This is a genomic window from Bacillus sp. ISO11 (assembly GCF_003458115.1).
In the GTDB taxonomy this organism is placed as follows: Bacteria; Bacillota; Bacilli; order Bacillales; family Bacillaceae_G; genus Bacillus_A; species Bacillus_A cereus.
The window spans coordinates 1-12988 of record NZ_QXCO01000019.1; the positions used below are offsets into that span (position 1 = coordinate 1).

Below are 12988 nucleotides of genomic sequence, written 5' to 3' on the forward strand. Positions count from 1 at the left end.
TATCAAAAGCTAGTTAAAAAGCTAAACCTTGGACAATCCATGTCAAGAAGAGGAAACTGTTGGGATAACGCCCCACAAGAATCATTTTTTGGTCATCTGAAAGATGAAGCTCATATAAAACCTTGCGCGTCCTTAAATGAATTGAAACAAGAGATTAAGAAATATATGACGTATTACAATCATTATAGATATCAATGGAATTTAAAAAAGATGACTCCTGTTGGATACAGAAATCATCTTCTTGATGTTGCCTAACTTTTTTCAAAATGTCCTTTACAAAGCGTACAGATTAAATACTTGTTGGCTTTTTTCTCATTTTGAAATTTATTTCTCAAGTTACATAGCATAAAAAACATGATATGATAAATAATTTGGAAAATGATTGGAATGTGTTGTCATATTTAAGATTATTTTGTAAGATTAAACTTGTTTCTTGTGAACAAATATAGAACTGAATTATTAAAAATAAAAAATGTAAGATTTATATGTTATAATTTTTCCTATGTGTAAATTTTAGAAAGTTGGAGGAACCTATGGAAGAAACAATTAGTCTAAAAGAGTTATTTCATATCTTAAAAAAACGTTTAGCAATGATCCTCGTAATTGCCTTTGGTGCAGCTATTGTAAGTGCTATCATTAGCTTTTTCTTCATGACACCAATCTATCAATCTTCGACGCAAATTCTCGTTAATCAGAAGAAGCAAGAAGGGGCAATGTTCCAAGCCGGTGAAGTTCAAACGAATATTCAATTAACGAATACATATAAGGTTATTATTAAAAGTCCAGTAATCTTAGATCAAGTAAATGAAAAATTAAATTTAAATATGACAGCTCAAGCGCTAACAGGAAAGATTAATGTTGCGAATGAAAAGGATTCACAAGTAATCTCTGTAACAGCTGAGGATAAGGATCCCAAATTAGCTCGTGATATTGCCAATGCAACTGCAGATGTATTTAAAGGTGAAGTTGCAAAAATTATGAATGTTGATAACGTAACGGTATTATCTAAAGCAGAAGTTGCAGAAAATCAATCTCCGATTAAACCACTTCCAATGTTAAATGTGGCAATCGCTTTCGTTGTTGGTTTAATGGCTTCATTTGGTCTTGCATTCTTATTAGAATACTTAGATAACACGGTTAAAAAAGAAGAAGATGTAGAGAACTTACTTGGCTTACCAGTATTAGGAATTGTAGCTCGTATGGATGAAGAAACAATGAACGTGAAATCACACGCTCCATCATCAAGAAAAGTGAGGGGACAAACAATTGGCTCTTAATTTATTTAAAAAGAAAAAGAATCATCGTCAACGTCGTCAATTAATTGCTCATCAACAACCGAAATCACCAATTTCAGAACAATATCGTAATATTCGAACGAATATTGAATTTGCAGCTATTGATACGAATTTACATTCATTAATGGTCACGTCTGCGAATCCAAGTGAAGGGAAAACGACAACGACAGCGAATATGGCAGTTGTGTTTGCTCAGCAAGGAAAAAAAGTATTATTAATTGATGCAGATATGCGTAAACCAGCAATGCATCAAATGTTCCAAGTAGATAACATTTTTGGACTTACGAACGTACTAACAAATAGTGAACGTTTAGAAAAATGTGTACAAACGACATCTGTAGAAAATCTACACTTTTTAGCATGTGGTCCAATCCCACCAAACCCGGCCGAATTATTAGGTTCGAAATCAATGAAAGAACTTCTTGGACAAGCATACAGCATGTACGATCTAGTTATTTTTGATATGCCGCCAATTTTAGCTGTAACAGATGCGCAAATTATGGCAAATGTATGTGATGCTTCTATTCTTGTTGTTCGTAGTGAATCAACAGAAAAAGAAACGGCAGTAAAAGCAAAAGGACTATTGGAGTCTGCAAAAGGTAAATTGTTAGGTGTCGTTCTAAACGACCGTGAACGTGAAGAAGGCTTATATTATTATTACGGTGCAAACTAATTAAAAGAGTGAGATATGGTTGAAACATATCTCCTTTTTTCCCTTGAATATGAGTGATATCTCATATTCAAGGGAAAAAAGATCTTTATAGGAGAGAGGGAGGATGAAACAAATGATAGATTTACATTGTCACATTTTACCTGGTATCGATGACGGTGCACAGACAGTAACAGATAGTTTAGCGATGGCACAACAAGCCGTTTCAGAAGGAATACATACCATTGTTGCAACACCGCACCATCAAAATGGAAAATATGTAAATGAACGTACCTCAATTATTCATCACGTAAAACAACTAAATGATGAACTACAACAACATAATATTCCACTTACTATTTTACCGGGACAAGAGGTCAGATTATATGGGGATTTATTAGAAGACTATGAAGCTGGTAAAATTGTTACTTTAAACGAAACAAATAAATACATATTCATTGAATTTCCATCTAATCACGTACCACGTTATGCCGAACAACTATTATATGAACTACGCGTTAAGGGAATGATTCCAATTATCGTTCATCCGGAACGTAATGCCGAGTTAATCGAGCGGCCAGATAAGTTATATAACCTTGTAAATAAAGGGGCATTAACGCAAGTAACGGCAGGTAGTTTACTTGGGAAGTTTGGCAAAAAAATTAAAAAATTCTCACTACAGCTTGTGGAACATAATTTAACACACATGGTCGCTTCAGATGCACATAACACAACTTCAAGAGGATTTCATTTAGCGGAAAGCTATGAATTAATTGAGAAAGAATTTGGAACGAGTGTTATGAGTGATTTGAAAGAAAATCCTTACTTATTAATTAGCGGGAAGGCAATTTACAAAGAAGATCCAGAACAAATTCGCCGTAAAAAATTGTTCGGTATTTTTTAAATAAAAATTGGTGATGTCTCCTAACCGTTATCAACGGGGGCACTCGGTCGTGCTGTGGGTAGAAATTTTTATTTCGAACCTACCTTAGACGCTTGTCGTCGGGAGTATGACGTGAGGATGGGTTAGATGCCCATAATTTATTTGTAATAGAAACTCTACCTATGGAGTTATAAACTTGACTCTATAGGTAGGGTTTTTGTTATTGATACATATAGATATAATAATTTAATTTTGGGGGTACTAGATTTGAAAAAAGTAAGGAAAGCAATTATTCCAGCAGCTGGTCTGGGAACAAGATTTTTACCAGCAACGAAAGCGATGCCGAAAGAAATGTTACCTATCGTTGATAAACCAACAATTCAATACATAGTAGAAGAAGCGATAGAATCAGGAATTGAAGATATTATTATTGTTACTGGAAAAGGAAAACGCGCCATTGAAGATCATTTTGATCATTCCTTTGAATTAGAGCAAAGCTTACTAGAAAAAGGGAAGCATGAGATGCTAGAAAAAGTACAAGCTTCTTCTAAAATTAATATTCATTACATAAGACAAAAAGAACCAAAAGGGCTAGGACACGCAGTGTGGTGTGCGCGTAAGTTTATTGGAAATGAGCCGTTTGCAGTATTACTTGGTGATGATATTGTTCAAGCAGAAACGCCATGTTTACGTCAATTAATGGATCAATATGAAGGTACACAGTCGTCAGTTATTGGTGTACAAACAGTACCAGAAAATGAAACGCATCGTTACGGTATTATCGATCCGCTTGAACAGAATGATCGCCGTTATCAAGTGCGTCAATTTGTGGAAAAACCAGCTCAAGGAACGGCACCATCAAATTTAGCAATTATGGGACGTTACGTATTAACACCAGAAATCTTTATGTTCCTTGAAAATCAACAAACAGGTGCTGGCGGGGAAATTCAATTGACAGACGCAATTCAACGATTAAATGAAGTTCAACGTGTATTTGCTTATGATTTTGAAGGTACGCGTTACGATGTTGGGGAAAAGTTTGGATTTATTAAGACGACGATTGAGATGGCGCTACAAAATGAAGAATTAAATGTAGAGTTAATGAGGTATATGAAGGAACTTGTAAAAAAGGAAGAGGTACATTCATAGGAGAATGTCCTTTTTTATTATTAATAAGATAAGAATTATATAAAGAAGGGAATAGGTATATTGAGTTATCGAAGACGGCTCTCATTATTGATTTTATTAGATTCATTTATCGTATTAACTGCCGTATATTTAAGTTATTGGTTTATACATCCCAATGTATTAAACAAAATTCCTATGACAGTAATTATTAGTTCTATTACATTATTGTGTAGTCATCATGTTTTTGCAGCTATTTACAAGTTGTACAACAAGGCATGGGAATATGCAAGTATTGGAGAATTAAAACAAATATTTAAAGCAATTACGTTATCAATTTTAGTAACGGCAATTGTTCAACAAATTATTAATCACGATATTTATGTTCGAATTTTAGCAATCGCATGGATGTTGCATTTATTATTAATTGGTGGTTCTCGCTTCGTATGGCGCATGTTCCGTGATACGTATATTACTAAAGCTACTGATAAAAAACGAACATTAATTATTGGTGCTGGTTCAGCAGGAACAATGGTAGTACGTCAATTGCAACATAATAAAGAAGCAGATTTATATCCAATTGCATTTGTTGATGATGATAAAAATAAGCAAAAATTAGAAATTTATAATGTGCCAGTTGTTGGTACGACAAATCATATTCAAGAAATTGTAGAAGATAATGATATAGAACATATTATTATCGCCATCCCTTCATTAAATAGAGGTCAAATAAACGAGATTTTTGAGAAGTGTAGAAAAACGAAGGCGAAAACACAAATTGTACCGATGCTTGAAGATCTTTTAGATGGAAAACTCTCTGTTAATGAATTCCGTGATGTACAAGTGGAAGATTTATTAGGTAGAGAACCAATAAAGCTAGATGATGCAGGAATTGGAGAGAAGATTACAGGTAAAACGATTTTAGTAACAGGTGCTGGTGGATCAATTGGATCAGAAATTTGTCGTCAAGTGATGAAATACAAACCAGCTAAAATTGTCCTTTTAGGGCATGGTGAAAACAGCATTTATAATATTGAAATGGAAATGAGAGTTACCTATAAAGATACAGTTGAAATTACAACAGAAATTGCTGATATTCAAGATCGTCATAAAATCTTTGAAATAATGAAAAAGCATCAACCGTATATTGTATACCATGCGGCTGCACATAAGCATGTTCCTTTAATGGAGCGTAATCCAGAAGAAGCTGTGAAAAATAACATTTTTGGTACGAAAAATGTAGCTGAAGCGGCAGATACGTTTAAAGTGAATACGTTTGTAATGGTTTCTACAGATAAAGCTGTAAATCCAACAAATGTAATGGGAGCTACAAAACGATTTGCAGAAATGATTGTGCAGCATATGGCATCGGTTAGTACTGGTACACGTTTTGTTGCGGTTAGATTTGGTAATGTTCTTGGAAGTAGGGGAAGTGTAATTCCTCTATTTAAGAAACAAATTCAAAAGGGTGGACCTGTAACAGTTACTCACCCTGATATGATTCGTTACTTTATGACAATACCAGAAGCTTCAAGATTAGTTATTCAGGCAGGCACACTGGCTAGGGGGGGAGAATTGTTCGTGCTAGATATGGGGGCCCCAGTAAAGATTGTAGATTTAGCTAAAAATTTAATTACTCTTTCAGGTTTTTCTATTGAAGAAATTGGAATTGAATTTACTGGATTAAGACCAGGTGAAAAAATGTATGAAGAGTTATTAAATGAAGGTGAAATTCATCCCGAACAAATTTTCCCTAAAATTCATATAGGAAAAGCTGTTTTAATTGATCAAGGGATTTTAAGGCAGTTTATGAATGACTTTGAAGGAATTAGTAAAGAAGAAATAAGAGAACGACTATTAGATATTGCAAATAATAAAGTAAATATTAAAAATTAATTCAAGGGAAGGAAGTTTTAAAAATGGGAGACAGAATATTTCTTTCATCGCCACATATGAGTGACGAAGGTTATGAAATGCATTATGTGAAGGAAGCTTTCGATACAAATTGGATTGCGCCACTTGGGGAAAATGTAAATGGATTTGAAAGAGAATTAGCTATGAAAGTAGGATCTAATGCAGCGGCAGCACTATCTTCTGGAACAGCTGCAATTCATATGGCATTAAAAGCAGCTGGAGTAGGAGAAGGTGATGTTGTTTTTTGCCAAACACTTACATTCTCAGCTACAGCAAATCCAATCATTTATCAAAATGCTACTCCTGTTTTCATAGATAGTGATTATGAAACTTGGAATATGTGTCCTAAAGCATTGGAAGAGGCTTTTAAAAAGTATACCAATGTAAAGGCGGTTATCGTGGTTCACCTTTATGGGCTGTCTGCGGATATGGATAAGATTGTTGAACTTTGTAAAAAATACGATGTTACTTTAATTGAAGATGCTGCGGAATCTTTGGGAACTTATTATAAAGGTAAACATACGGGTAGTTTTGGAGATTATGGTATTTTTTCTTTTAATGGTAATAAAATTATTACTACTTCTGGTGGCGGTATGCTTGTTTCTAATGATGAGGAAAGAGTTTCAAAGGTGAGATTTTGGGCTACTCAAAGTAGAGACCAAGCAAGACACTATCAGCATAGTGAATTAGGTTTTAACTATCGCATGAGTAATGTAGTTGCGGGAATTGGTAGAGGGCAACTTAAAGTATTAGATCAAAGGGTTCAAAAGAAAAGATACATATTTGATTTTTATAAGAGAGAATTAGGAAATCTTGAAGGAATTGAATTTATGCCTAGTAATAAGTGGAATGAACCAAACTATTGGCTAAGTTCTATGACACTAAACGGTAAGATCCGTCCAATAGATGTGATGGAAGCCCTTGAAAAAGAAAATATTGAATCTAGACCAGTTTGGAAGCCAATGCATATGCAGCCGTTCTTTGAGAAATATGATTTTATTGGTACAGATGTATCAGAAAAACTTTTTGAGAATGGTATATGTTTACCAAGCGATACGAAGATGACAGAAGCAGATCTAGAAAAAGTTGTGAAAATTATTAAAGGGTTGTGGATAGCATAATGAGGAGTTCTAAAGTTGGCATCTATGGTAGGTTTATAAAAAGGCCGATGGATTTTATACTGTCTTTAATTGCTATTATAATGCTTAGTCCAGTATTCCTTATAGTGGCTTTTCTTGTAAAAACAAGATTGGGTAGTCCGGTATTATTTAAACAAGAGAGACCAGGATTAAATGGAACTATTTTTAAAATGTATAAATTTAGAACAATGACAGATGAAAAAAATGAAAATGGTGAGTTACTACCTGATAGCGTAAGGCTTACTAAGTTCGGGAATTTTTTACGTTCAACATCACTTGATGAGTTACCAGGTTTATTTAATATCCTTAAAGGTGATATGTCAATTATAGGACCAAGGCCCTTATTAGTTCAGTACTTACCACTATATAATGAACATCAAAAGCGTCGCCATGAAGTTAGGCCTGGTTTGTCAGGGTTAGCACAAGTTAATGGCCGCAATGCTATTAGTTGGGAAGAGAAATTTAATTATGATATTGAGTATGTGGACAATATGAATTTTATTATGGACTGGAAAATTATTCTCTTAACTATTAAGAAGGTCTTCATTAGAGAAGGGATTAATTCTCAAACGGCAGCTACTATGGAGCCATTTAAAGGGGATAGTAAAGGAAGCGTAGAGTTATGAACACAAAACTTCTTATAATAGGTGCTGGTGGTCATGGAAAGGTTATAGCTGACATTGCATTAAGGATGAAAAAATGGGAATATATAGCTTTTCTTGATAATAGTGAGAATGTAAAAATTTCAATGGGGATAGAAATAATTGATAAATCCACAAGTGTTTCGAAATACATAGAGGATTATGACATCTTTGTTGGCATTGGGAATAATGTTGTACGCAAAAAGGTCCAGGAAGAACTTGAGGATTTAGGAGCAATTATACCAGTCTTAATTCATCCAAGTGCAATTATTGGAGAACAAGTTTATTTAGGAGCAGGAACTGTAGTTATGGCAGGTGCTGTTATTAACTGTTGTACCAAAATTGGAAAAGGATGCATTATTAATACTGCTTCTACAATAGATCATGACAATAAAATTGATGACTATGTTCATATATCACCAGGTGCGCATTTAGCTGGTACGGTAAGGGTTGGATCGGGTACGTGGTTAGGTATTGGGAGTGTAGTAATCAATAACATTAATATTACTAATGATTGTAAAATAGGTGCGGGAGCTGTAGTAATTAGAGATATAGCCGAAGTGGGAACGTATGTAGGGGTTCCCGCAAAAAGGATGGACGAATAGAACAATTAAGGGAGAAGGTAAATGGAGCTGTTATACAAATATCTATTTTATATAAGTGGATTTATTATAGTTTGGGCGATGGTTGGTTATCCTATATCATTAAAATTAATTGGAAGGTTATATAAGAATCGAAATCTGGAAAAGAATTACTCTCATGAGCCGACAGTAACTGTTATGGTAGTTGCTCATAATGAGGAAAAAGTAATTTTAGATAAACTTAATAATATTTTAGAGTTAGACTATCCTAAAGATAAAATCGAATTCTTAATAGCTTCTGATAATAGTACAGACAAAACTAATGAAATTGTTAGGGAGTTTATTAAAGAAAATCGAGATAGAAAAATAAGAATTTATGAAGTGAAAGCTCGAAAAGGGAAAACAAATGCACAAAACGAAGCACAAAAAAATGTGAAAACAGAGTATTTAGTTATGACCGATGCAAACTCTATGATGGATAAAAAAGCTGTTAAAGAACTTATGGCAGCATTTACGTCAGAAGAAATTGCATATGTTTCGGGAAGATTAATGATTGTTAATCAAGGGTCTAGTGATGTAAGTAATGCTGAAGCGAGTTATTGGGATAGCGACATGGTAATGCGTGAAATTGAAGGACGAATGCAAACTATAACAGCTGGTAATGGGGCTTTATATGCATGTAGAACTAAGGATTATTATGACTTTAATCCAATACAATGTCACGATAGTGCAATGCCACCATTGTATGCACTTCAAGGGAAAAGGGCGATTGCGAATCATGATGCGATTGCTTGTGAAAAAGCTGGTGAGGTTATTGAAGATGAATTTGGTCGCAAAGTAAGAATGAACCGAATTATTTTGAAACATATTTTACCAGATGTAAGGATACTGAATATATTTAAGTATAAATGGTTCTCTTATTTTTATTTTGGACATAGAACATGCAGGTATTTACTATGGATTGCACATCTTATAGTACTAATATCCAATGCATTATTGGTAACAGAATCTTGGTTTTATTTAATTACATTTATTGGACAAATGCTATTTTATTTCATGGCGCTAATAAAAGTAATAACTAAGACGAACAATAAGTATGTAACATTAACTTATTATTATTGTGTAACGATAATTGCACAATGGTTCGGTGTCTATAATATATTAACTGGAAAAGCAAAACCGTTTTGGGAAAAAGCTGAGAGTACAAGATAGATAAAGTTTTCAATTGTAGGATATATGTTATTGGAATAAAGTGAGTATTTTATTTATCTAGTTTAGGGTGTGAAAATATGTGTGTTCAGGTATTAGTTTCTACAATGAATAGATCAAATCCTGTTGATTTGTTTGAGAAGATGAATATATCATCGGATGCAGTAATAGTAAATCAGTGTGGGTATGAAAAACAAGAAGCTTTATGTGTACAAAGTCATAAATTAACTTATGTGTGCAGTGAGGATGTAGGATTAAGTAAAAGTCGCAATAAGGCAATATCTAATTCGCAGGATGAAGGTATTGTTTTATTAGCGGATGATGATCTAATATATGTTGATAATTATAGTGAATTAATCCAGAAGACATTCGATGAAAATCCAGATTATGATATTATTAGATTCCAGGTGGAAGGAATTAACAAATCATTCAAAACATATGAAAATCAAAGTAAAAGATTAGGATATCTTAGTTCCTTAAAAACTTCTTCTGTCGAAATTGCATTTAGAATCGAAAAAATTAAAAAAGCAAACATTCAATTTAATGAGCAATTTGGAGCGGGTTCCATTTATAGGATGGGAGAAGAAAATATATTTTTATATGAATGTTTAAAAAAGGGATTGAAAATTAAATATGAACCAATTAAGATTGCCGATTTATATATTGGTGAATCTTCTTGGTTTACAGGATTTAACAAAAAATATTTTTATGACCGGGGCGCAATTTTTAGTGCCTTATCAAACAGATGGGCGACCGTACTTATCTTACAATTTGCATTCAGACATTATAAAAAATATAAATCCAAGATGACCCTACTACAAGCGATTAAAGAAATGTTAAACGGTCATAAAGGGTATAAAAGAAGTTTGGGAGAGAGATGAGTTGAGATTATTATTCGTAGGAGATCTTATTGGTAATACAGGACCGGCAAATGTTAATAAAGCATTAAGAGAGCATTTACCTGAGAATACAATTTTTTTACAGGAGCAATCAAAAATTAAAAGGGTAGTGAATCTTTTTTTTAAAACTAGAAAAGTGGATGCAGTTCTATTTTCGGGTATGTCAAAAATAAACATTATAGGATTTAGAATTGCAAAACTGTTTGGGGTTAAATCGGCCTATTTAATGCATGGATGTCGTGATATTGAAGGGAAAATAAATGATGAGTATAATCAAAGAGGAGTCGATATTGAAAATAAGGTATTAGAAATGGCCCCAAAAATAATTTGTGTTTCTAAATATTTTATGCATTGGATGGAGAACAATTATCCTCAACACAAAAACAAGTTAAATTATGTGAATAACGGCATTGACTGGGATACGATTTTTATTAGTAAAGAAAAATTTGTAGAAAGGGAAGCGAATACTTTACTAGCAGTCGGCGGGGGGATGCCAAGAAAAAAAATTAAATCAGTTTGTAAAGCTATTGAGTTACTTAATCAACAAGAAAAAAAATCGATTAATCTTATTGTTATAGGTAATGAAGGAAAGGATCTCGAAGAGATCCTTTCCTTCCCTTTTGTTAAATATTTTTCTAAAGTACCACATAGTGAAATGCCTTTATATTATCAAAGGGCAAAATTATTTGTGCAGAATAGTAGTTTCGAGACCTTTGGATTAGCTCCTATAGAGGCGCTTGTTAATGGATGTGATTTGCTATTATCTAAAGAAACGGGGGCCAAATCAATAATCCCAACGTTAGAGTCTAATGATATTATATATGATAACCAGGATGTTAATGAAATTGCGAGTAAAATTAAAAGGTTATTGATAGATACTAATAATCAACGATTGGTGAATGGTATAGATAAAGAAGAGACATCTGTAAAGTTTGCAGCTAATCGAATGATGGAGATACTAAAAAGTTAGAATAGCTATAGATTTTGGATCCAGAGAGAAACGATAAACAAAATTGGACAAGTGATAGTGAAAAAATATTAGATTTAGAGCCTTAAACAAAAGGTCGCTTATATATTAGAGCCTAAGTTTGTAGAGGGTTCTTAAAGCAATATTTAACGAGTTATTAGTAAGGTATTTTAATCCTAATAACTAGATTAGAAGGAATGGGATCATAAATGAATTATTTGAAACAATTTATAAGGACATCCGGGATATTTTTTATAGGAAATACATTGACCAAGTTAATTGGTCTTTTCTTATTGCCACTATATACTTTAAAAATTAATCCTGAAGATTTTGGATATTATGATCTGACTATTTCTTTGATTAATTTAATAATTCCGATTGTATTTTTCCAAGTTTGGGATAGTATCTTTCGCTTTACTTTTGACTATGAAAAAACAAGAGATAAGTATGCAGTAATTTCAAACGGTATTGCAATTCAATGTTTTGGATTAGTTGTGTATACCGTATTGTTCTTTGTTGTAGTTAATTCAATTAACTATGATATCAGCTATAAATATTTAATTTTTTCTCAAGGGATGCTATATGCTTTTCAATATTACTATAGTTTTGTGGCTAGAAGTTTTTCAAAAAATACCTTATTAGTGGCAACAGGTTTAATAAATAGTATTGTTAGTATCATGGGTAATATAATTTTAATAGTATTATATGATATGGGAATTGAAGCCTTATATATATCCTATATAGTTGGTACATTGCTACAAATTATCGTATTGGAAAAAAAGGTAAAATTAGCGAGGTATTTCAAAATAAGTACAATTTCTTTTTCTTTAATGAAAAAGCTTATTCTTTTTTCATTGCCACTTTGTTTAGCAACTGTATCATATTGGCTTTTAAGTGGGCTGATTAGACTTGTAATTAGTAATAAGTTGGGGATGTATGAAAATGGGTTATATGGGATTACTAACCGTTTATCTAGTGTAATAGTATTAATAGTTAATTCTTTTCAGTTAGCGTGGTATGAAATGTCATATTCAATGGGGAAAGAAAAAGATAAAAAGGGATATTATAAAAATAGCTTAAATTACATATTAAAAGTTATTTTGTATATAGGATCAATTTCATTAATTATTATTAAGATTATATTCCCATACATGGTTGCGGAACAGTATTATGAGGCACTAATAATTATTCCTATCACGTTTATAGGAGTCTTAATTAATTCATATGCAAGTTTTGCAAGTACTTTATTTTTAGCAGAGAAGGATTCAAGTAAATTATTAATGCCTACTGTAATTAGTGCAGTTATTAATATTGTTGGATTAGGTCTATTAACTGATACATTTGGTTTAATAGGAGCGACACTTTCTCTTTCAATAGCCTTTTTGGTTAATAGTTTAATAATAACAACGAAATTAAAAAAACAATATGATATTAGCTTAGAAGTGCCTACTTTACTAGGGGGACTAGCATCTTTAATTGTATCAACCCTTGTATTTTATTATTTCGAGGGAATATATTTAATTATTTTCCTGTTACTTTTGGCTGTGGTTGTAATTTATATTTTTAATGATATTTTAATGATTCTATTTAAGCTACTAAAATCAACTAAATCATAATTTGAAGTAATAAATCGTGAAAAAAAGTTAATTATTTATTGTACAGTAATTTGGTTCGTGAAAATTAGGG

The 12988-nt window shown here is 32.5% G+C and carries 13 protein-coding genes; all 13 read left to right on the forward strand.

Going from position 1 to position 12988, the window contains the following annotated elements; genetic code table 11:
- The coding region (locus D1166_RS19230) for an IS3 family transposase (RefSeq protein ID WP_165851667.1) at positions 1-255 on the forward strand (255 nt) is incomplete at its 5' end.
- 278 nt (positions 256-533) lie between these two features.
- Positions 534-1277 (forward strand): YveK family protein, encoded by a 744-nt coding sequence (locus tag D1166_RS19235; RefSeq protein ID WP_098431878.1) that lies wholly within the window; start codon positions 534-536, stop codon positions 1275-1277.
- A complete protein-coding gene (locus D1166_RS19240; protein WP_086398019.1) occupies positions 1267-1968 on the forward strand; it encodes a CpsD/CapB family tyrosine-protein kinase in 702 nt (233 codons plus the stop codon). Before D1166_RS19235 ends, D1166_RS19240 begins: the two co-directional genes overlap by 11 nt.
- Before the next feature lie 112 nt (positions 1969-2080).
- A complete protein-coding gene (locus tag D1166_RS19245; protein ID WP_098436606.1) occupies positions 2081-2848 on the forward strand; it encodes a tyrosine-protein phosphatase in 768 nt (255 codons plus the stop codon).
- A gap of 246 nt (positions 2849-3094) precedes the next feature.
- On the forward strand, positions 3095-3976 hold the full coding sequence (gene bpsC / locus D1166_RS19250) for a UTP--glucose-1-phosphate uridylyltransferase BpsC (RefSeq protein WP_098431879.1): 882 nt from the start codon (positions 3095-3097) through the stop codon (positions 3974-3976).
- A gap of 60 nt (positions 3977-4036) precedes the next feature.
- On the forward strand, positions 4037-5848 hold the full coding sequence (locus D1166_RS19255) for a polysaccharide biosynthesis protein (RefSeq protein ID WP_118043385.1): 1812 nt from the start codon (positions 4037-4039) through the stop codon (positions 5846-5848).
- Positions 5849-5871: 23 nt separating this feature from the next.
- On the forward strand, positions 5872-6987 hold the full coding sequence (locus D1166_RS19260; protein ID WP_118043386.1) for a DegT/DnrJ/EryC1/StrS family aminotransferase: 1116 nt from the start codon (positions 5872-5874) through the stop codon (positions 6985-6987).
- Positions 6987-7631, forward strand: a complete 645-nt coding sequence (locus D1166_RS19265; protein WP_098431881.1) for a sugar transferase — start codon at positions 6987-6989, stop codon at positions 7629-7631. The genes D1166_RS19260 and D1166_RS19265 overlap by 1 nt, the downstream gene beginning before the upstream one ends.
- Entirely contained in the window at positions 7628-8251 is a 624-nt protein-coding gene (locus D1166_RS19270) for an acetyltransferase (protein WP_098431882.1), read from the forward strand. The genes D1166_RS19265 and D1166_RS19270 overlap by 4 nt, the downstream gene beginning before the upstream one ends.
- Before the next feature lie 21 nt (positions 8252-8272).
- Complete coding sequence (locus tag D1166_RS19275) at positions 8273-9439, forward strand: glycosyltransferase family 2 protein (protein WP_098431883.1); 1167 nt, start codon at positions 8273-8275, stop codon at positions 9437-9439.
- Between the two features lie 104 nt (positions 9440-9543).
- Positions 9544-10317 (forward strand): glycosyltransferase family A protein, encoded by a 774-nt coding sequence (locus D1166_RS19280; protein WP_229145219.1) that lies wholly within the window; start codon positions 9544-9546, stop codon positions 10315-10317.
- 1 nt (position 10318) lies between these two features.
- On the forward strand, positions 10319-11305 hold the full coding sequence (locus D1166_RS19285; protein WP_098431884.1) for a glycosyltransferase family 4 protein: 987 nt from the start codon (positions 10319-10321) through the stop codon (positions 11303-11305).
- A 206-nt stretch (positions 11306-11511) separates the two neighbouring features.
- Positions 11512-12918: a lipopolysaccharide biosynthesis protein gene (locus tag D1166_RS19290; RefSeq protein ID WP_098431885.1), complete on the forward strand. Its 1407-nt coding sequence runs from the start codon at positions 11512-11514 to the stop codon at positions 12916-12918.
- Positions 12919-12988 lie beyond the last annotated feature (70 nt).

Coding starts and splice junctions, on each gene's coding strand:
- D1166_RS19235 (WP_098431878.1), top strand. CDS start 534: ATGGAAGAAACAATTAGTCTAAAAGAGTTATTTCATATCTTAAAAAAA.
- D1166_RS19245 (WP_098436606.1), top strand. CDS start 2,081: ATGATAGATTTACATTGTCACATTTTACCTGGTATCGATGACGGTGCA.
- D1166_RS19260 (WP_118043386.1), top strand. CDS start 5,872: ATGGGAGACAGAATATTTCTTTCATCGCCACATATGAGTGACGAAGGT.
- D1166_RS19265 (WP_098431881.1), top strand. CDS start 6,987: ATGAGGAGTTCTAAAGTTGGCATCTATGGTAGGTTTATAAAAAGGCCG.
- D1166_RS19270 (WP_098431882.1), top strand. CDS start 7,628: ATGAACACAAAACTTCTTATAATAGGTGCTGGTGGTCATGGAAAGGTT.
- D1166_RS19275 (WP_098431883.1), top strand. CDS start 8,273: ATGGAGCTGTTATACAAATATCTATTTTATATAAGTGGATTTATTATA.
- D1166_RS19280 (WP_229145219.1), top strand. CDS start 9,544: ATGAATAGATCAAATCCTGTTGATTTGTTTGAGAAGATGAATATATCA.
- D1166_RS19290 (WP_098431885.1), top strand. CDS start 11,512: ATGAATTATTTGAAACAATTTATAAGGACATCCGGGATATTTTTTATA.